This window comes from Marinicella rhabdoformis, assembly GCF_009671245.1.
Taxonomy (GTDB): domain Bacteria; phylum Pseudomonadota; class Gammaproteobacteria; order Xanthomonadales; family Marinicellaceae; genus Marinicella; species Marinicella rhabdoformis.
This window is the reverse complement of the sequence record NZ_VTFS01000004.1, coordinates 1-19,052: the sequence shown is the minus strand read 5'-3', so window position 1 is coordinate 19,052 and position 19,052 is coordinate 1. Positions and strand designations below refer to the sequence as shown.

The following is a 19,052-nucleotide window of genomic DNA, read 5'->3' as shown; positions in this document are numbered from 1 at the left end:
ATAGCAATAAGGCGGGCGGGTCGCTTCGCACTTTAAAGTTTAATTGTCAGTGAGTTGAATCATTGAGTGCTTTAGAACGAGCCGTTCACTTGATATTCATTTAAGATACCTTATAATGCAGCCAGCACTGACTTTTGAAGCAGTGACTTTTTGGTTGGGTGACCAATCGCTGACTTATTTTGAGGACTTGATTGTGAATCGACAGGTACCTAAACGCTACTGCCTCATTGGTGACGGTAAAGTAGCTCGCCATATGGCACATTATTTTGACTTACTGGACATCAACTACAGCCGTTGGTTTCGATCCAGTAAGCGTTCTGTATTACACCAATTCAAAGAATTCTTTCAGTCTGAAAATAAGGCACTGAATAAGGCCATAAAAAATTGTGACCATGTTTTGTTGTTAATTTCAGATGATCAAATTGAGTCCTTTATTCAAGAAAACCCCTCATTAAAAGACCATGATTTGATTCATTTTTCTGGTGCTTTAAATACACCATTGGCTAAGTCTTGTCATCCTTTGATGACCTTCAATACCACAAATTATGACTTGCAAACTTATCAGAACATTCCGTTTGTCCATCAACCAGAATTAGATTTCAGCGAGGTTTTTCCCGCATTGAGTAACTCACATTACGAGTTGGATTCAAGATTTCAAAGCCATTATCATGCCTATTGTGTGATGGCAGGAAATTTTTCACAAATGATGTGGCGTGCTTTAGATCAAGAAATGGAATCACTTGGGCTGCCGGATGATGTTTTGCATGCCTACATAGCACAAAACACAATAAACTATATTCAATCACCAGAGTCAGCGGCGACTGGTCCATTTCAGCGTGGTGATGTTCAAACAATAGACAAACACCTTAAGGCGCTACAAGCAGGTGAGTTGAAAAGTATATATCAAGCTTATTTAGACTGGTCGGCGATAGCAGTTCAACCACCAGAGAACAGTACAGAACACAAACAAAACAAAAAGGTGGCATCATGAACATCAACCAATTGAGACAAATGAAACAACAAGGTGAAAAAATTGCCATGGTGACCTGTTATGACCATGCCTCTGCTGTGATTTTGAATCAAAGTCATGTGGACATGATATTAGTGGGGGATTCTGCGGCCATGGTGATGCATGGTGAGACATCAACTTTGCCAATTGATATAGCCACCATGGCGATGCATACGCGAGCCGTGGTTAAAGGTGCACCAGATAAGTTTGTTGTTGCTGACATGCCTTTTATGTCGTTCAGAAAATCATTGGAAAGCAACATGACTGCTGTTGAGCAGTTGATGAAAACGGGTGCACATGCCATTAAGTTGGAAGGTGTGTCAGGTAATGAGGAATTGATAAAACACATTGTGCAATCTGGCGTGCCAGTGATGGGTCATTTGGGATTAACGCCACAATCTATTAATCAGTTTGGTGGCTTCAAAGTTCAAGGCCGTGAACAGGCTGCGCAACAAAAAATCATAGACCAAGTTCAATTATTAAGTGACTTGGGTGCCTTTGCTGTGGTGCTAGAATGTGTGCCGGCGGCATTAACTGAAGTGATCACGAAATCATCTGACATCATTACGATTGGTATTGGAGCAGGAAACAGTACCGATGGACAGGTATTGGTGATGCACGATTTGTTGGGTTACCCTTCAAGTTTCAGCCCAAAGTTTGTCAGAAAATATTTAAACACAGAGCAATTGTTTAAAGATGCATTTAATGCCTACGCGAAGGATGTTAAATCACAACAGTTTCCAAATGATGAGGAATCGTACTGATGGTACTGTTAAAAAACATCAATGAACTGAAAGTCTGGTGTGCAAGCCAAAAAAGCATTGGTTTTGTGCCGACCATGGGTGCATTGCATGCAGGCCATTTGTCATTGGTAAAAGCGGCCACATTGCAGTCAGAAACCGTATTGGTCAGTATTTTTGTTAATCCCACTCAGTTTGATGAAGTAGAAGATTTGGAAAACTACCCAAACACGTTAGATGATGATTTGACGCTCTTGAAAGCTTCGGGTGTTTCAGCGGTCTTTTTACCTGATTTTGATCAGTTGTATCCAGATGATTATCGCTATCAATTGTCTGAAAATGATTTCAGCATGGCCTTATGTGGCGCCCACCGACCGGGTCATTTTGACGGTGTGTTGACAGTGGTGATGAAACTTTTTAATTTGGTCAAACCGGCAAAAGCATTCTTTGGTGAAAAAGATTACCAACAATTGCGCTTGATACGCGGCATGGTCAAAGCCTTTTTTCTTGATGTTGAGGTGGTTCCTTGTCCCATTATTCGTGAAAAGGATGGCTTGGCCATGAGTTCACGCAACATGAGACTGAGTAAAAAAGAACGAGAAATTGCACCTCAATTATTTAAAATCATCAGTTCTGGTCAAAGTATTGAGCGCATGCAAAAGATGATAGAAGCCGCTGGTTTTGAATTGGATTATTTGACTACACAAGGTGACAGGCTATTGGTGGCAGCGACTTTAGGCGAGATCAGACTGATAGATAACGTCCCTTATAACAATTTAAGGACTTTAAAAAAGCCTGTTGAGTTGCGATCTGTTGAAACGTGCCCAAGTAAACCGAGCAATGTAGAATGAAAAAACATGTATTGATGATGTCAGGGTCAATTGCCTGCGCCAAAGCCACTGGACTGATATCTGAGTGGGTAAAGAAAGGAGATGAAGTGCAGGTCATTGCGAGTCAGGCTGCCTTGCAATTTATCGGTGAAGCGACGTTAGAAGGATTGAGTCAAAAACCAGTCATGACAGATACATTTGAAAAGGGTGACATGATGGCACACATCCATGTCAGTCGTTGGGCTGACGATATAATTTTGTGTCCCGCAACAGCGAACACGATTAATAAATTAGCTGCTGGTATCGCTGATGATGTATTGACCACTTCATGGGTTGCTGCCCATGGTCTGGGTAAGCCCATGCTGGTGATTCCAGCAATGAACAGCATGATGTGGAAATACCCGGCGACACAAGAAGCGATAAAAAAATTAGTTGCTTGGGGGATTGATGTGATGCCCACAGCTGAAGGTGATTTGGCTTGCGGTGAGCAAGGTGCTGGTCGGTTACCAGAAGTGGTCGATATTTTGGCTTATTTGGATTCTAAAACATGAAGATTTTGATAACAGCAGGTGGCACCAAAGAATATATAGATGGTGTCCGTTTCATTGGTAATTCAAGCACAGGAAGAACCGGTGCTCAAATGGTGGATTACATGGTTCAATGTGGACACCAAGTGACTTGGTTGGGTGCCAAAGATGCCATCAAACCATCAACTGACTGCTCACAAGTTGAGTATGAAACTTTTGAAGAGCTGCAATCCTTATTGGAAAGTCAATTGGCTGACCATGAGTTTGATGTGGTCTTTCATGCAGCAGCAGTGAGTGACTTTAAAGTCACCTCTGTGGTTTTGAATAACACCACAATACCTGCTGGGCGTGACTGTAAAATTCCAACATCTGACCATGCCAGAATTAATTTAGAAAGGAACCCCAAGTTGATTGATTACATTAAGACATGGTCGAAAAATGTGAATGTCATCTTGGTCGGCTTTAAATTGACCAACAGCAGCAGCCAAAAAGCGATTAAGAAAGCCGTAGATAAATTATTAAGCAAAGGAATGGTTGATTATGTGGCGCACAATAATTTACCCGACATCACTCCCACATTCCACAAACTGAACCTCTTTGACAACTCTGGAACCATGCACCACTGTGAAAGTCCTGAGCAGTTGTGTGACAAGGTGGTCTATTTATTGGAGCAAGCCGCATGATGCTTTGTCTTGATATTGGAAACAGTCACTTACATGGCGGCGTGTTTCAAGGTGAATCGTTGTTGGTCCAATTCAGAATGGCCTCAAAGACTGGCGCCTCATCTGACGAATATGGTGTGTTTTTGCGTGCAGTTTTGAAAGAAAACGGCATTGACCCAGAGGCGATCAAACAGATTGCCATGTGTTCTGTTGTTCCGGAAGTACAATACCCCATCAATGCCTGTTGCCAAAAATATTTCGGGGTTGAACCATTTGTTTTACAAGCGGGTGTCAAAACGGGATTACAAATTGCCTACCGAAATCCCTTAGAAGTCGGTGCGGATCGAATTGCCAATGCGATTGCAGTAACACATTTGTATGCCAACCAAAATGTCATCGTGATTGACCTCGGAACCGCCACCACATTTTGTGCCATCAGCCGAGGTAAAGTCTATCAAGGCGGCGTGATACTGCCTGGTTTGAAAATGTCAATGAATGCCTTAGCCGCTGGCGCTTCAAAACTTGGAGCCGTTGAAATCGTCAACACAGGTAAGGTCTTGGGTAAAACCACCAATGAGAGCATTCAATCTGGTCTTTACTACGGTTCTTTGGGAGCCATGAAAGAAATCATAACAGGCTTAACCGCACAAAGCTTTAATGGGGAAAAGCCCCTGATTATTGGAACGGGTGGTTTCACTACCATTTACCGCGACAGCAGCATATTCGATCACATTGTGCCAGATTTAGTCCTCAAAGGACTGTTCATTGCACAAAAAATGAATGACAACTGATCAATGCCAACAAATAAATGCTAACAAATAAATTTAAAATACTGAAGTGAGAAAAACCATGAACTTAACCATGTTACACAGCAAAATACACCGTGCCACAGTCACAGATGCCAATTTGAACTACGAAGGTTCCATCTCAATTTGTCCAGACTTAATCAAAGCAGCAGGCTTGTTAATCAACCAACAAATTGACGTACTGAATTGCAACTGTGGTTCGCGATTGACCACTTATGTGATTGAAGGAGGTAAAGGTGAAATCTGCTTGAATGGTGCCGCCGCACGTCACAATCAACCGGGTGATTTAGTGATTTTAGCAGCCTATGCTTCTATGGATGCAGAAGAGGCCAAAACACACCAACCCAATTTGGTTTTTGTCGACAGCCAAAACAACATCAGCAGCTTGAAAAATGCGGAAACCCATAAAAAGGAAAACTTAGAACACGCAGCCTGATGGCAAGAGACCTTAAGCGACTGACATTTTAAGTCAGTCGCCTTTTACCAAAGTGGCCTTGTCTTCGTTTTGGTCTTCGCTCTTGTCACCTTGTGCCTTGTCTTTGGGGTGGTGTAATACGCGCTGTGGAAAGGGTACTTCTATTTCATACTTGTTAAAAGCATTGTCTAATTCCCAAAGGAAAGAAGCTTTTATGCGGTTGGGTCGTCTGACACCGTATTTTGAAACCCAAACAAGCAGGATGAAGTCAAGGCTGTTGTCACCAAAACCTTTCATCCATACTTCAGGCTCTTTGCCCTTCATGTTGGTCAATGTAAAAGGCACTTTTTCAGCCGCTTCTATCGCGGCTTTTCTGACCAAATCTTTGTCAGTGCCGTAAGCAACACCAAAAGGAATTTTGACTCTTTTGATGGAATCTCGCAGCGTCCAGTTGATGATTTGATTGGTCACCAAGTCTGAATTCGGGATCACGACATCTATGTTGTCGTTGGTATTGATGCGTGTGCTTCTGGCATTGATTTCTTTGACCGAACCTGTGATACCACTTTCTAATTCTATGTAATCACCGACTTTCAAACTGCGTTCAAACATGATGGTCAGGCCTGAAACAAAGTTGCTGACTATGTTTTGTAAACCAAAACCAATACCCACAGAAAGCGCACCGGCAATTAAGGTCAAGTTCGACAGGTTTATACCTAAGGTGGTGAAACAAGCCAGAACAATGGCAATCACGATGATGTAGTGAATGATTTTGTTCAACATAAAGAACAGAGGCGCATCATCTGAATCTTTTCTGGATTCTATGCGATTAAGAAACACCCTCACCAGCTTAGAGAGTATGAAACCGATTAAAATGATCACCGGTATTTGCAACAAAGGACGCAGTGTGATGGGGGTGTCATTGATTCGGAATAGGGGTTTGTTAATGATTTCTGAAACTGTAGAAAATGTTGAGGTACTCAGGTTTTTCAGTTCAGACCACCACAAAGAGAAGCCCGATTGAGTTCCCATTTTAGTTTCAGTTAACAAAGACTGTAAAAAAGTCACTTTGTCTTTTTGCCAATAAATTTCATCTAGGTCTAGCAAAACATTTTGGGCCATGTTGGTGCGTTTTGCAAAAGCTTGTTTTTCATCATCATCGGACAACAAGTGAGCCGCTGGCGAAAGTAACATTTGTTGCGCCAAGAGTTGCCATTGCGTGAGTTGTTTGTTGGTGTTTTCTATTAAAGTTTGGTTTTCTTCAATTCTTGCGTTGATGGCTTTTGTTTTTTCATTATCATCACTCAAGTTAAACTCAATCCATGTGATGTGTGTACGATCACGAGCCAATGCCAGCTCTAATCGCCTTTGTGACATGATGTCTTGAACCAAGTCCAAACGGTTAATGTCTGTCTCAAGTCCACTGAAACTGGCATTTTTTTGTGACTGGGCAAAAGCCAAGTTACCTTGTAATACGGTTTTTTGATTTTGCTCCAGAGCGGTTAAATTGATTTGAATTTGCCTTTCTAAACCGTCAATGGAGTCCATATTGGGTTTGAGTCCGGACTTTATTTGGTTGATGTGCTTTTCTAAAGCTTGAATGTTTTTTTCGGTTGCTTGTTTAAAGTCATTGGCTTGTTGGGCTTGAAGTTGATTCAAAGCCAACCATGAACGATAAGCCATCCATAACAAACCAATGCTCACACGCTCGGTGTCGTTAACAGCCAGTGCGCCATATTCAATCACCAAACGATCAATGCGTTCTCTGTTTTGACTGCCTTCGCTAATGAAATCATCTTCCGCTTCTTTGTGATTGAGTAACAGCTGCTTAAGTTGTCTCAATTCTTTCAGTCGTTCGTAAATTTGAGTTAATGTGTGTGGTGGCTTATTTTCCAGACTTATTGATGGGGGCTTGGGTTTTTGTTGAGCACGCTTCTGTAACTCTTGGATGTTGGTATAAAATTGCGTTATGGCTTGGCTGTCCTCTAAGCTGAAGCTATTAGGGGTTTGCTTTAGCTCTGAAAATAAAGATTGGCCCCAGTTATTCAAGTATAAATAGGGTTGGTCTTTAGGTGCGGATTGAATGGCGGATTGCCACCAGTTAGACGTGAGTTTGTTGACATCAGGTGGTGTATATTGTTCAGCTTGCTTTTCTGTGGTGATCAGATCTAATGGACTTTGAGCCATCACTGAATGACAACTGGCGGCCATAATAAAGACTAAGAGCACTTGTATACTGTGTGATGTGATATGTTTTGCCATAACGATGAAAATAGCATGTTTATAGTATCAATTGCAACTGTGCAATTTGGCTTCAAAGTGAATAGAAGAGTTAAACATTGATTAGCAAGGCTTATTACCTTGTCATCAGGTAGAATAGGCGGCTTTTAATTAATGGCAAAATCTGATGGCAGAATTTGGACAAGAATTTACCTCACAAATGGCAGTGTGCCAATTTGAAAATGGTCAGTGGGCTAACCCAGAAGTTAAAGGCATAGCGCCTTTCAGTTTTCACCCTGCAACACATGTGTTGCATTATTCAAGTACCTGTTTCGAGGGATTAAAGGCTTACCGTTGGCCAGACGGTTCAATCCATTTGTTTCGTTATGCCGACAACATTGAACGTTTGAGAAACAGTGCGCATGCATTGTGCTTGCCCGTGCCGTCATTTGAATTGCTAGAATCTATGATTTTTGATGCAGTCAAAGCTGTCAAAGATGAGATACCTGAATTACCTGGTGCTTTGTATATACGTCCGACATTGATTGGAACGGAATTGAATATTGGTGCAGCTGGTCGAGGTTCGCATGAAGCTTTGTTGTATGTGATCACTTCACCTGTAGGGGATTATTTTGCGGGTGGTGACAGGCCGTTGAAGTTGTTGATAGATGATGAAAACATGCGTTCAACGCCTAAATTTGGTCAAGTGAAAACAGGTGGTAATTATGCCGCTTCCTTGCATTCGGTTACCCAAGCACGAGCAGATCATGGTGCCGATCAGGTGTTATTCTGCCCAGGCGGTCAAGTACAAGAAACAGGTGCGGCGAATTTCATGTTGATTAAAGGCAATGAAATCATCACCAAAAAATTAGATGGTTCAATCTTACCGGGCATCACGCGAGATTCATTGTTGAAAATTGCAGCAAGCCAAGGTTATAAAATCACTGAAATGGACTTTACTGTAGCAGAACTGCTGTCTTGGTTACCTGAATCTGAAGCTTTATTGTCTGGAACGGCAGCTGTTTTATCACCAGTAGGCAGTGTGGTGTATCAAGGCAAAGAGCTTTTGGTCGGCAATGGTGAAGTGGGTGAAAAAGCCATGAAACTGAAAGCGGAGTTAACAGGCATTCAAACAGGTCAGGTTAATGATCAATATTCTTGGACAACAAAGCTCATGTGAATCTTGCCAATCTATTTTGGGACGGGACAACAAGACAACATAAAAAAGCGGTCATTGACCGCTTTTTTATGTTGTTTATTCCTGAGCCAGAAGAAATCACTAATTGGTTATACGAGGGGGATATGTAATGACAGGTGCTGAGTAGCCATATTGAGCCAAAAGACCTGGAGCTGCATTGGCATTAGTTGCTTTTTGAAAAGTTGTGCCTATAACTGGAGAGCCATGCAAAGTCACTGGTTGTCCAGTGGCTTGATTAGTGACTTGCCACATTGGTCTGTTCTCTATGCGGCCTATAAAATATCCACTGCCTGTAGAATTGAAAGGCAGGTAGGCACCAATAGTTTCAGCATGTTCACTGTAAAAAATGAGGTTTGGTGGACTGTCTCCGTTTTGGCTTAGCCTCAGGGTTGCTGTTGATCCACAGGCAAATTTAGGTATATAAGGAATCCAGTAGCCAGCGCCAGGCGGAATAAAATCCCCATTTCTGTCAATGCTTGACCCCGACACTTCTGTTCCTCCATTTGTTAATGAACAAGGGCTTCCGTGGTTGTTGAAAGGATCCGATGAACCATGAAATGGAGGTCGGAGAAAGCTGTTAGACAGGATGTAAAAACGCCTGGTGGGAAAGCTTAACCCTATTTCTGTTGCAGCTGCTGTTGTTGACTCTAAGTTGAACTGTGATTCATAATAACCTGTCATAATCAATGCACTGATGGCATCCTCTCCATTCTGAAAGAGTAGGTTCAAGAACTCGCCGTCAATAACCATCGATGCTTCTTTTGTGCCGTTATTCAATGTGGGTTCACTGCTATTTGGTGCAGTGTGGTAGATCACATTGTCATCAAAGAAGTTTGAAAACACAACGCTTTCAACAGGGAATTGAATGCCTTCTGGTACATTAATTAGTGTTGCATTTGCAGAAAGTGAACCAGTAGGTGGTAATAAATGAGATGTCGCCTGTTCACCATCGATCGCCCATAATCCATTGGTTTGCCACAAATCTTCAATGGACTGACAAGCTGCAGGCTCGCCTGAAGCATCAGCAATTAAATGATCATGAATTTCTGACTCTGGGTCAATGGTTGCCATTTCAATGATTTCTATGAAACCTTCACGGGTTCTGTACATGTCATGAATACGCTCCTCTGGTACATTGAAGGGGACTCCTGAGAATTCCTTACCAGATTTGTTTAAGCCAGGTGCGCATGATCGATCAAAAGAAACATGAGTTCCTGATTTTTGGTTTTCATGTCCTACATGGGTAGAAAGGACAGGTCCTAGTGCAAAAGTCCACGAATCTTTCGGTGCTAGGTAAATATTATAGCTGAGCACAGACAAGCCTGAAATGCCTTCTCTGATGTGAACCTTTACGGCTTTACCTTTGTCATCATGATTGAATACATTTACAGTGGCATTGTATTCATTGGTCAAGTTGTAATAAGGGATCAATAAAAATTCACCTTTCCCTGTTGAGCTGATATTCACTGCTGATGATTGGAATGCTGCCAACAAGACAATCAACGTTATAGCTAACCTTTTCATATTATTTCTCATCGTTGTTATCTATTGTAGTTACATTGGCTTCACCTTTAATCGGGAATGACAAGCCATATTGTGCTAATAAACCCGGCGATGCATTGGCATTGGTCGCACGGTTAAAAACAATGCCTACAATTGGCAAACCAGAGAAGGAGTATTGTTGCTGTGTGATGGAATCTGTACCAGTGATTTGAATGTGGTTATCAAAGTTAATTTCAAAAACGCCCTCACTGGCAGTTAAGCCACTGCCATCAATGTTGATTTGATTGGTTGAATCGAATAAGCCGTTGGTGCTGTTCAAGCTGATTAGAGTCAAGTCATTACAAAATGGAGAGTCTTGCAACTGGTCATTTGGGTCGCTGTAGCCGCTGCGGTGATAAAACTTTCCATTTATGAGAATGTCACAGCTTGGATTACTTGATAATCCTGCCATGTTCAATAAACTGATGCTGCCTAATGCCGCCACATTTCTAGAAACAAAATACGGTGTTTCAAGTTTGTTTTTAAGCAGTAACGTTTGGACGGCCTCAAGTCCAGTATCAAAGTCTAACGTTTTGAGTTTGCCTTCAACCATCAAGGAAGCTTGTGGTTTGGCTTGAGCCAATGTAGGAAGTGGAGAATCTGGCCGCGTATGATAACTTTTGCCTGCTTCAAAGAAGTCAGAGAAGGTGGTTACTGGAATTGGGTATTGAGTACCTTGTGGGACGTTTATAATTGACGCCTCAACAATTAAGGAGTCTTCTGGTGGTTTCATAGCAGCATTTACATAAGTGGCATCACCGTGCCATATGCCGCCTTGGTTAAACTGCGCCTCGGGTGTGGAGCAATTATGTACCTCTCCCTCATTTGTGAATGGGAAGTAACCATAATTGTTTGTATTTTGCAAATCAGCTGTACTCATTTCTATTATTTCAATATATCCATTTTTTAATCGTGTTGGACTATCATTGATAGTGGTTACACTGATAGGATTCGATTCAGTTACAGGTGTCATGAATGGTGGGCAAGATCGATCAGTACTGGCATGGACAGTTTTGCTGCCTGTTTCAGTCATAACATCTCCCAAGGCAAAAGTCCAAGTATCATAATGACTTAAGTAAACATTGTAACTCAAAAGGCTTTGGCCATTCTGTGACTCTTTTATGTGTATTTTTACGGCTGAAATTTCGTGGGCTGTATTGCTGATAGTTACTTGGGTGTTTAAATTTTCATCGGTGGAGAAGAATGGAATGATGTGAAATGAACCTTTGCCGTGGTTATTGAGCATGGCTGAATGGCTGAGGCATGATGTCAGCAATAATGTGAGTGTTAATTTGAACTTCATGATGAGTATGTAGGTAAATGAACAGAAATTATAGTTGCCAGAACGTTATTTAATTGTTAATCCAGGGGGGGGTAAATGGTATTCAATAGACATAAAAAAGGCGGTTAGTAAACCACCTATACCGAAGTATTAAATTAATTATTCAATTTTCGCTGGTAGAATGTTTTTCAGCGGGGTTGAGTAACCATATTGGGCCAGTTTGCCAGGTGCTGCATTGGCATTTGTGGCTTTTTGAAAAGTGGTGCCGATAATGGGAGAACCTTCAATTTCTATTGTCTCGTTTGAGTGCATGTCCAATGCCACAATGGGGCTTGTATCAAAATACAAATTGTGGATTCCACTTTGCGTAAGCCCGGGGTTATTAATAACTGGAGAAATAGTATCTGAATTTTTGCTGTGTAAAACCCCCTTTGAATTCCGATCTCGAAAATTACGTGTTTTTAATACACCAGTGGTGCCAGATACTTTTAGCCTCGGCGGAGGTGGAATCATCACGCTGCCACCAGGTGGAGTAGATAATCCATTGCGGTCAGTAGCATGATTTATAAAATTGCCAGAGTAAGCGTCACCCAAGAAGGGAGGCAGGTTTGTGTTTTGTAAATAAAATCTTTTGGTTGGGATTGTAATTGCAGTATCTGTTTCAGCGGCATTTGCTGTTGTCACAGTGTATTGAGATGAAAACCCTTTTTTCATTAACAGTGCACTTATCGCGTCAACACTGTGTTCAAACTTTAGGGTGCGGTTCAGGCCATTACTGTTCAAATTAGCAATTTTAGAGCCGTTGTTTAAAGTGGGTTCGGGACTGGTAGGCACTGTATGATGAATCAGGCCATGTTCAAAGAAGTTTTCAAATACTGTTGCTTCCATCGGAAATTGAATGCCATCGGGTGTATTGATCAAAGTGGCTTCAGCTGACAGTGTACCAGTAGGTGGAAGTAGGTATTGGTTGCTGTCAGATTGCCATGGACCTGATTGTTGCCACAAATCTGCTATCGACTGGCAGCCAGAGGATAAGCCATTTTGATTTTCCAGTAACATTTGGTGTAACTCGGAATTTGGATCAACGGTGGCCATTTCAACAACCTCTATAAATCCTTCAGAGGTTCTAAATAAATTATTTAATGGCACATTGTCATTATGACTGACATTTTGAAAAGCTTCACCTGAAAATTTGTGCCCAGCCTTATTCAGTATAGGCGCACAAGAATTGTCAAAAGAAACAAGAGTGCTAAAGTCTTGATCTTGCCAGCCAAATATTGGGTGATAAACACTGTCTGTAGTGAGCCCGAGGGCAAATGTCCATGAGTCTTCGGGTGCCAAATACACATTGTAACTGAGCGCTGAAATTCCATTGATGCTTTCTCGTATGTGAATTTTAATTGCTTTGCCCTTGTTGTCATGATTAAAAACATTGACTGTGGTGTTATATTGATTGTTCACAGTGTAGTAAGGAATCAATAAAAATTCACCTTGTCCTGTCTGACTGATGTTCACAGCAAAAAGCTTTTGTGACATCAGTAGCGTGACCAATAATAAGGTTGTTTTTTTCATTTGGTTTTACTCCTTGTCAGTATCTATTACAGAAATGTTCATCCGGCCGTTTATGGCTTGAGATACACCATATTGTGCCAATAACCCAGGGGCAGCATTTGCATTGGTGGCTTTGTTGAATGTGACACCAATCACGGGCAGACCAGAAAGTGCGTATTGTTTATCGGTGGCTTCGTCAGTTCCTGTTATTGTCATCACATCAGTGAATTCGATGGCGAATATACCCTCATGATTGTTAGACGGACTGATGTCTTGCTCATTGACTTCTCCAAAAAGGCTTCGCTCAGTTTTTAGGTTAATTAGGGTTGTGTTACCACACAGGGCGTGAGTTGAACTGTTGTCTGGATTTGACTTGCCCTCTCTGTCAATCGTACGTGTTTTAAAGGTATATGTATGTTGTGCATCACAAGACGGGCCTTGACTGCTGTTTTCGTTGAAGGCCCAGGTTGGCATTGTTAGGCTAATACCTGTTGCTGCAGCAATGCCATCAAATGTGATGAATGGTGTCTTCAAACTAGACTTTAATAACAAGGCATTGATGGCATCGATGCCATTTTCAAAAGTTAAATTGGTGGCCATTCCGTCCAGCCATATCAAGGACTCTGGTTTGGCTTCATTCAATGTGGGTAGATTTGAATTAGGGCGTGTATGGAAAGCTTCATCGTCAGGGAAAAAGTTTGAAAAAGTGGTGACAGGAACGGTGTATTGCACACCTTCTGGCACGTTGATAAGGGAAGATTCTACAGACAGCGAGTTGTTTGCCGGCAGTAGGCCATGGTTAGTGTAGGTTGAATCAGAATCAAAAACGCCGTCAGTTTGAAAAGCGTTGTCTATATCTTGGCAATCAAAATTTCCTAAATAGTCGACTATGGGAAATACACCATCAGGATTAGATTCGTTGAATTCAAATTGACCCATCTCAATAACCTCTATATAACCAAAGGTCAGGTCCGAAATGTCACGATCTGTTTCACCATTCTCCCAAGCGACAGCCTCAAATTCAGGCGTACAGCTGTTGTCAAATGACGAATGAATTAACTTTCTTACACCCCCGACTGTCTGACTCCCCACAGCAAAACTCCATTTGTCATTGGGTGTCAAATAAACATTATAACTGAGTATAGGTTCGCTGTTGAGGGAGGGTTTGACGTGAATTTTTACAGCTGTACCACGCCAGCCATCAACTGGTATTTGGGAAATGGTTACCGTTGAATATAAATTGTTACTGGTGGAATAAAGCGGGATGATATGAAATTCTCCAGTACCATTGTTGTTGAGCATGGCTGAATGGCTGAGGCATGATGTCAGCAATAATGTGAGTGTTAATTTGAACTTCATGATGAGTATGTAGGTAAATGAACAGAAATTATAGTTGCCGGAACGTTATTTAATTGTTAAACCAGGGGGGGGTAAGTGGTATTCGATTGGCACAAAAAAGGCGGTCATTGACCGCCTTTTTAATGAGTTGTTTGTGTGGCTTTATAAGCTGCTGGTCATGAATTCAACAGCTGCTTGAACTTGTTCATCAGTTAAGTCAGCACGACCACCTTTGGCTGGCATCATGCCGGCATCGCCGGTATAACCATTGATGGCATTGGCCAATACCGCGTCGCTTCCTTTGTCCAAACGACCGGCCCAAGCTGCAGCTTCTAATTTCGGAGCGCCACCAGCACCTGTACCATGACATGCTGCACACACATTGTTGTAAATCATTTCGCCGTCTGTCGAACCGTCAAATGGTGCAACTTGAGCTACAGCCACTTCAACCACGGCATTTGGGTCAGTATTCACAGAAGCTGCAGGCTTAATGTCAGCTTGTATGCCTGAGCGATCGGCACGGTCTTTTAAGTTTTCTACCAAGTTATCTTGAAACATGCTGGCACCAACTGCCAAAATAATGGTCAATAAAATCAGTACTGCCAGTAGAATAGAAAAGTTTCTAAAAAATATCGAATCTTGATCACTCATGAATTATCCTTTGTTAATTTGTCATGCCCAGAGACCTTTGAGGCCTCACTAATCGGGGCATTATAATTGTTAAGCTTTACTTTGCCAAATGTTTAATCACCTCATACAACAATGGTTTGACCAAAAATTTGAACAGCCAACGGAAGTTCAAAAGGCGGCGTGGCGTGAAATTGACACGGGAAAGGATGTTTTGATTGCAGCGCCGACGGGTTCTGGTAAGACCTTGGCGGCATTTCTTTCGGCCATCAACCGCTTGTTTATCAAGCCAGAAACTGAGGTTTTAAAAGTCATTTATGTCTCGCCACTTAAGGCATTAAGCAATGACATACACCTTAATCTACAACAACCATTGGCCGAAATTCAAAGCTTGTTCAGCGAAAAAGCAAGTGCCAGTGAAATCAGGGCTGAAGTCTGGACGGGTGATACAACGGCCTATCAGCGAGAGAAAATTAAGAAAAAACCGCCGCACATTCTCGTTACAACCCCAGAATCTTTGTACAACATCATCACATCAAAGGCGGGTCGTGCCATGATGGGCGGTATTGAAACGGTCATTATTGATGAAATTCATGCGTTGGCGCCGAACAAGCGTGGTGCACATTTGCTATTGAGTTTGATGCGTTTGGAAGCATTGACTTTGAAGAGGCCGCAACGAATCGCCATTTCTGCAACGCAACGGCCCATAGAGAAAGTGCGTGATTATATTTTGCACCCAGAATTTTCATCGATCATCGACTTAGGTCACAAACGAGATATGGTGCTGCAGGTCGTCATTCCAGAAACGCCACTAGAAATTATCATGTCTAATGAGCAGTGGACAGAAGTTTACGATGCTTTGGCAAAAGAGATTAATGCGCATCGGACCACTGTTGTTTTTGTGAATAACCGAAGGCTTTCAGAACGGGCAGCCAAACACCTCGCCGAGCGAGTAGGTGATGGCTTGGTCACAGCACACCATGGTTCGCTGGCTAAGAAGCACCGCTTAGAAGCTGAAACAGCATTGAAGAATGGCCAGTTGAAGGCCATAGTTGCTACAGCCTCTTTGGAATTGGGTATAGATATTGGAGATGTGGACTTGGTTTGCCAAATAGGGTCACCGGGCAGCATTCAGGCTTTCTTACAGCGTGTCGGTCGTTCAGGTCATGGTGTGAACCGCACTCCGAAAGGCTTGTTGTTTCCTTTGACCGTTGATGATTTACTTGAGGCTGAAGCATTGATGCAAGCCATAGCTGGTGATGAACTTGAGCACATAGCTTTTCCTGATCAGCCTTTGGATGTGTTGTCACAACAAATTGTGGCAGAAGTGGCCGGTAAATCTTGGCCTGTTAAACAGCTTTACCATTTGTTTAAGTCTGCCTATTTGTATCGCAATATGACGTCGTCACAGTTTTATCAAGTGATTCAAATGTTGGCCGATGGCTTTTCTAAACGGGCGACTTTTCAAAAGGCGTTGGTGTTCTTTGATGCCGTCACTGATGAAGTGCGGGCGCGCAAAAGCAGCATGTTAACTGCTGTCTTGAATGGTGGAACGATACCAGATCAGTTTGATTACGATGTCAGGCTTCTACCTGATGACATCAAGATTGGCACTTTGAATGAAGATTTTTCGTTTGAAAGTTTGCCGGGTGATATTTTTCAACTGGGAAATCATTCTTACAAAATACTTAAAGTCACCACCGGAACCGTGTTTGTCGAGGACGCCAATGGGCAGCCGCCTAACATACCCTTTTGGTTTGGTGTCACGATGTGGCGATCCGATACATTGAGTGAGGCTGTGTCAAGGGTGAGGCAACAGCTTCAATCGCACAATGAATCGGCAACAAAAGTAGGTCAATTGGTAAAAGCGATGCACATTCCAGAACGTGGCGTGGATCAATTAATCAATTACGCATTAAATACCCAGAATGTATTGGCACGCATGCCCAGTCAATCTGACATTGTGGTAGAGCGTTTCTTTGACGGAAATAACGACATGCACTTGGTGGTGCATTCGGTTTATGGTTCACGTTTAAATCGGGCTTGGGGATTGGCATTGCGCAAACGATTTTGTAAGCAATTCAATTTTGAGTTACAGGCAGCGGCTATCGAAGATGCTTTGATATTGTCATTGAGCTCTACCCACAGTTTCGAATTGGCCAGCATCAAAGATTACCTCAATCCAGAAACGGTTAAAGACGTGTTGATTCAAGCATTATTGGACACGCCATTTTTTGTTACCCAGTGGCGTTGGAACGCTTCAGTGGCTTTGGCGGTTAAACGGCGCAATGGTAGCAAGCGTGTGTTACCACAATTTCAGCGCAATGCAGCAGAAAACTTGGTGGCAGAAGTGTTTCCAGACCAAATTGCCTGTGCTGAGAACTTGGCAGGTAATCGCACGGTACCAGACCATCCACTGGTATGGCAAACGCTTTGGGATTGTACCCAAGGGATCATGGACATTGAAGGTTTGGCCGAATTGTTGTCTCAAATCAGGTCACAAGAAGTTAATCTACATTTTGTTGACAGCCAAACGCCATCACCTGCTTCTATGGCTATCATCAATGCGAGGAATTTTGCCTTTTTGGATGAGGCACCGGCAGAGGAGCGAAGAACGCTGGCGATTCATACGCAAGGTTTGAATGATTCATTTATGGCGCAGGTTTTGAGCCCAAAAGAGATTGAGCGATTCAACCTCAGTATTCAGCCACAAGTCAGAGATACTGATGAGTTATATGAATGGATCAGTTATTGTGGCGTGGTGTGGCCGGATGAACTAAAAGAACATCAACTGACTATTAAAGATATGTTGGCAACCGGTCGATTGTTGCCAATCAGATTTCATGGTGAAACGGCCTATTTTACATTGTCACAGCAGACACATATATATAATGTATGGCCAGATGCTTTTGAACCATTCAAAAAGCCGGCAGCGAATGACAGCCTCACTGCTTTTGAAGCATCATTAAAAGAGTTGGTGATGAACCGCTTGTCAATCTTTGGTGCTTTGACGGAAGCAGACCTATTGAAGCGATTACCAGTGGCGGCGAGTTTAATGCACCAAGCCCTGTTGGCATTAGAACAACAAGGTGTGGTTTTTCGATTTCAAGATGACTACTGGATTGAGCGGCATATATTGGCGCGTTTGCGAAAAACGCATTTGGGACAGAAGCGTCAACTGGTCAAAACCATATCAATTGAAGCCTATGAACAATTCCTTAGCGTGTGGCAATACAAAACCGAACCTTTGGTTGGTTTAGAAGGCGTGCAAGCAGTGTTGGAAATGTTTCAAGGGTTCGCAGCAACAGCATCAGAATGGGAAGAAGAGATATTACAGTCCAGGGTGGCCAATTATGATGGTTTGATGTTGGATCAATTATGTCAAAGTGGGGCTTACTTATGGAAGCGGGCTGAGATTAAGTCAATAAGCTCAACATTGGCATCAAGTTCATTACAAAAAACTAAATTGACATTTTTAAACGTAGAAAATGCCGCTTTTGTAGCAGTGGATGAAGATAAGTTGGTATTGGCTCCAGAAGCAAGTCTTGTTTATGAGTTGCTGAAAACAAAAGGCGCTTTGTTCTTTCGAGACATAAAGGTGCAGTTAAGTTTGTTGCCGATCACCATAGAGCAGTGTTTGATACATTTGTTAAAACACGGCTTGATAGCTACTGATGGATTTCAGGCAGCGCGTGTCTTCAGTAAATCGCCGGCAGAACGAACGCGTCAAATACAAAAAGCAAAACGTTCAATGCGAAGGAGTCCGAATCCATATGGCTATTTAGAGATGATGGGTCGATGGAGTGTGCTGCCGAATGGTCGGTTTGACTATGAACAATGTATAGATTGGATGCTTTCCCGTTATGGTGTACTGAGTTATGATATATGGCAAAGAGAAAAGCAGCCCATCAAATGGTCGGTAGCGATAAGGTCATTGCAACGCATGGAAGCCAGGGGCGAATTATTGGCTGGCCGATTCATTGAAGGAATGGAAGGCATGCAATATGCCTTGCCTGAAGCTTATGAGCTGATTAAAAAGAGTGAAACTGTTGCTGCATAAGGGCTTGCATTTAATCCAATAAAACTAATTTCATAAAAGTGTCACAAAAGGGTTTACAAGAAAGTTTTTGGGTCTATAATTCGCACACCTTGTGAGGCAGTGGTCACGAAAAGTGACTGTTTAAAAGGTTTTTTGATTGGCTTTGAATTAAATTTCAAAAAGATGAAAAAACCGCTTGCATAAGGTGAAAATAAAGCGATAATACGCAGCCCTTCGAGATGAAGGGAAAAGATTTTGAAAGCGGT

16 protein-coding genes are annotated in these 19,052 nt (G+C 42.3%); 9 read left to right on the top strand and 7 right to left on the bottom strand.

Translation table 11 applies throughout. From position 1 onward, the window contains the following. Window positions 1-115: 115 nt before the first annotated feature. From FET73_RS10675 to panD, 7 genes are read left to right on the top strand one after another with little or no spacing between them, the layout of a single operon-like run. Window positions 116-991, top strand: coding sequence for a DUF2520 domain-containing protein (locus FET73_RS10675; protein WP_154223947.1), 876 nt, complete (start codon window positions 116-118; stop codon window positions 989-991). After that, complete coding sequence (panB, locus tag FET73_RS10670; RefSeq protein WP_154223946.1) at window positions 988-1,773, top strand: 3-methyl-2-oxobutanoate hydroxymethyltransferase; 786 nt, start codon at window positions 988-990, stop codon at window positions 1,771-1,773. The genes FET73_RS10675 and panB overlap by 4 nt, the downstream gene beginning before the upstream one ends. Beyond that, complete coding sequence (gene panC, locus FET73_RS10665; protein ID WP_218944315.1) at window positions 1,773-2,600, top strand: pantoate--beta-alanine ligase; 828 nt, start codon at window positions 1,773-1,775, stop codon at window positions 2,598-2,600. The genes panB and panC overlap by 1 nt, the downstream gene beginning before the upstream one ends. After that, window positions 2,597-3,130 (top strand): flavoprotein, encoded by a 534-nt coding sequence (locus FET73_RS10660; protein WP_154223944.1) that lies wholly within the window; start codon window positions 2,597-2,599, stop codon window positions 3,128-3,130. Before panC ends, FET73_RS10660 begins: the two co-directional genes overlap by 4 nt. Beyond that, complete coding sequence (locus tag FET73_RS10655; protein WP_154223943.1) at window positions 3,127-3,789, top strand: phosphopantothenoylcysteine decarboxylase domain-containing protein; 663 nt, start codon at window positions 3,127-3,129, stop codon at window positions 3,787-3,789. Before FET73_RS10660 ends, FET73_RS10655 begins: the two co-directional genes overlap by 4 nt. Next, window positions 3,786-4,559, top strand: a complete 774-nt coding sequence (locus FET73_RS10650) for a type III pantothenate kinase (RefSeq protein WP_154223942.1) — start codon at window positions 3,786-3,788, stop codon at window positions 4,557-4,559. The genes FET73_RS10655 and FET73_RS10650 overlap by 4 nt, the downstream gene beginning before the upstream one ends. Window positions 4,560-4,617: 58 nt before the next feature. Then, window positions 4,618-5,010, top strand: coding sequence for an aspartate 1-decarboxylase (panD, locus tag FET73_RS10645; RefSeq protein WP_154223941.1), 393 nt, complete (start codon window positions 4,618-4,620; stop codon window positions 5,008-5,010). A 33-nt stretch (window positions 5,011-5,043) separates the two neighbouring features. Here the strand turns inward: panD and FET73_RS15145 are convergent, their stop codons facing one another. Further along, window positions 5,044-7,251, bottom strand: coding sequence for a mechanosensitive ion channel domain-containing protein (locus FET73_RS15145; RefSeq protein WP_218944314.1), 2,208 nt, complete (start codon window positions 7,249-7,251; stop codon window positions 5,044-5,046). Between the two features lie 145 nt (window positions 7,252-7,396). Between FET73_RS15145 and FET73_RS10635 the strand changes: the two genes are divergently transcribed. Then, window positions 7,397-8,389, top strand: coding sequence for a branched-chain amino acid aminotransferase (locus FET73_RS10635; protein WP_154223940.1), 993 nt, complete (start codon window positions 7,397-7,399; stop codon window positions 8,387-8,389). Window positions 8,390-8,488: 99 nt separating this feature from the next. Here FET73_RS10635 and FET73_RS10630 read toward each other — a convergent pair whose 3' ends face one another. From FET73_RS10630 to FET73_RS10610, 5 genes are all read right to left on the bottom strand, one after another. Continuing rightward, window positions 8,489-9,931: a hypothetical protein gene (locus tag FET73_RS10630; protein ID WP_154223939.1), complete on the bottom strand. Its 1,443-nt coding sequence runs from the start codon at window positions 9,929-9,931 to the stop codon at window positions 8,489-8,491. A gap of 1 nt (window position 9,932) precedes the next feature. Beyond that, complete coding sequence (locus tag FET73_RS10625; protein ID WP_154223938.1) at window positions 9,933-11,252, bottom strand: hypothetical protein; 1,320 nt, start codon at window positions 11,250-11,252, stop codon at window positions 9,933-9,935. A 138-nt stretch (window positions 11,253-11,390) separates the two neighbouring features. Next, window positions 11,391-12,803 carry a hypothetical protein gene (locus FET73_RS10620; protein WP_154223937.1) on the bottom strand — a complete coding sequence of 471 codons (1,413 nt, stop codon included), beginning with the start codon at window positions 12,801-12,803 and terminating at the stop codon, window positions 11,391-11,393. A 6-nt stretch (window positions 12,804-12,809) separates the two neighbouring features. Beyond that, window positions 12,810-14,141 carry a hypothetical protein gene (locus FET73_RS10615; RefSeq protein ID WP_154223936.1) on the bottom strand — a complete coding sequence of 444 codons (1,332 nt, stop codon included), beginning with the start codon at window positions 14,139-14,141 and terminating at the stop codon, window positions 12,810-12,812. 141 nt (window positions 14,142-14,282) lie between these two features. Beyond that, window positions 14,283-14,771: a c-type cytochrome gene (locus FET73_RS10610; protein ID WP_154223935.1), complete on the bottom strand. Its 489-nt coding sequence runs from the start codon at window positions 14,769-14,771 to the stop codon at window positions 14,283-14,285. A gap of 88 nt (window positions 14,772-14,859) precedes the next feature. Here FET73_RS10610 and FET73_RS10605 point away from each other — a divergent pair, with 88 nt between their 5' ends. Then, on the top strand, window positions 14,860-18,807 hold the full coding sequence (locus FET73_RS10605) for a DEAD/DEAH box helicase (protein ID WP_154223934.1): 3,948 nt from the start codon (window positions 14,860-14,862) through the stop codon (window positions 18,805-18,807). A 53-nt stretch (window positions 18,808-18,860) separates the two neighbouring features. On the opposite strand, the gene FET73_RS15140 is transcribed toward FET73_RS10605, so the two are convergent. Further along, on the bottom strand, window positions 18,861-19,052 hold a 192-nt coding region (locus FET73_RS15140; RefSeq protein ID WP_218944313.1), incomplete at its 5' end, for a hypothetical protein.

Excerpts from the sequence above, each read along its gene's own strand:
- FET73_RS10675 (WP_154223947.1), top strand. The coding sequence starts at position 116 with ATGCAGCCAGCACTGACTTTTGAAGCAGTGACTTTTTGGTTGGGTGAC.
- panB (WP_154223946.1), top strand. The coding sequence starts at position 988 with ATGAACATCAACCAATTGAGACAAATGAAACAACAAGGTGAAAAAATT.
- panC (WP_218944315.1), top strand. The coding sequence starts at position 1,773 with ATGGTACTGTTAAAAAACATCAATGAACTGAAAGTCTGGTGTGCAAGC.
- FET73_RS10660 (WP_154223944.1), top strand. The coding sequence starts at position 2,597 with ATGAAAAAACATGTATTGATGATGTCAGGGTCAATTGCCTGCGCCAAA.
- FET73_RS10655 (WP_154223943.1), top strand. The coding sequence starts at position 3,127 with ATGAAGATTTTGATAACAGCAGGTGGCACCAAAGAATATATAGATGGT.
- FET73_RS10650 (WP_154223942.1), top strand. The coding sequence starts at position 3,786 with ATGATGCTTTGTCTTGATATTGGAAACAGTCACTTACATGGCGGCGTG.
- panD (WP_154223941.1), top strand. The coding sequence starts at position 4,618 with ATGAACTTAACCATGTTACACAGCAAAATACACCGTGCCACAGTCACA.
- FET73_RS15145 (WP_218944314.1), bottom strand. The coding sequence starts at position 7,251 with ATGGCAAAACATATCACATCACACAGTATACAAGTGCTCTTAGTCTTT.
- FET73_RS10635 (WP_154223940.1), top strand. The coding sequence starts at position 7,397 with ATGGCAGAATTTGGACAAGAATTTACCTCACAAATGGCAGTGTGCCAA.
- FET73_RS10630 (WP_154223939.1), bottom strand. The coding sequence starts at position 9,931 with ATGAAAAGGTTAGCTATAACGTTGATTGTCTTGTTGGCAGCATTCCAA.
- FET73_RS10625 (WP_154223938.1), bottom strand. The coding sequence starts at position 11,252 with ATGAAGTTCAAATTAACACTCACATTATTGCTGACATCATGCCTCAGC.
- FET73_RS10620 (WP_154223937.1), bottom strand. The coding sequence starts at position 12,803 with ATGAAAAAAACAACCTTATTATTGGTCACGCTACTGATGTCACAAAAG.
- FET73_RS10615 (WP_154223936.1), bottom strand. The coding sequence starts at position 14,141 with ATGAAGTTCAAATTAACACTCACATTATTGCTGACATCATGCCTCAGC.
- FET73_RS10610 (WP_154223935.1), bottom strand. The coding sequence starts at position 14,771 with ATGAGTGATCAAGATTCGATATTTTTTAGAAACTTTTCTATTCTACTG.
- FET73_RS10605 (WP_154223934.1), top strand. The coding sequence starts at position 14,860 with ATGTTTAATCACCTCATACAACAATGGTTTGACCAAAAATTTGAACAG.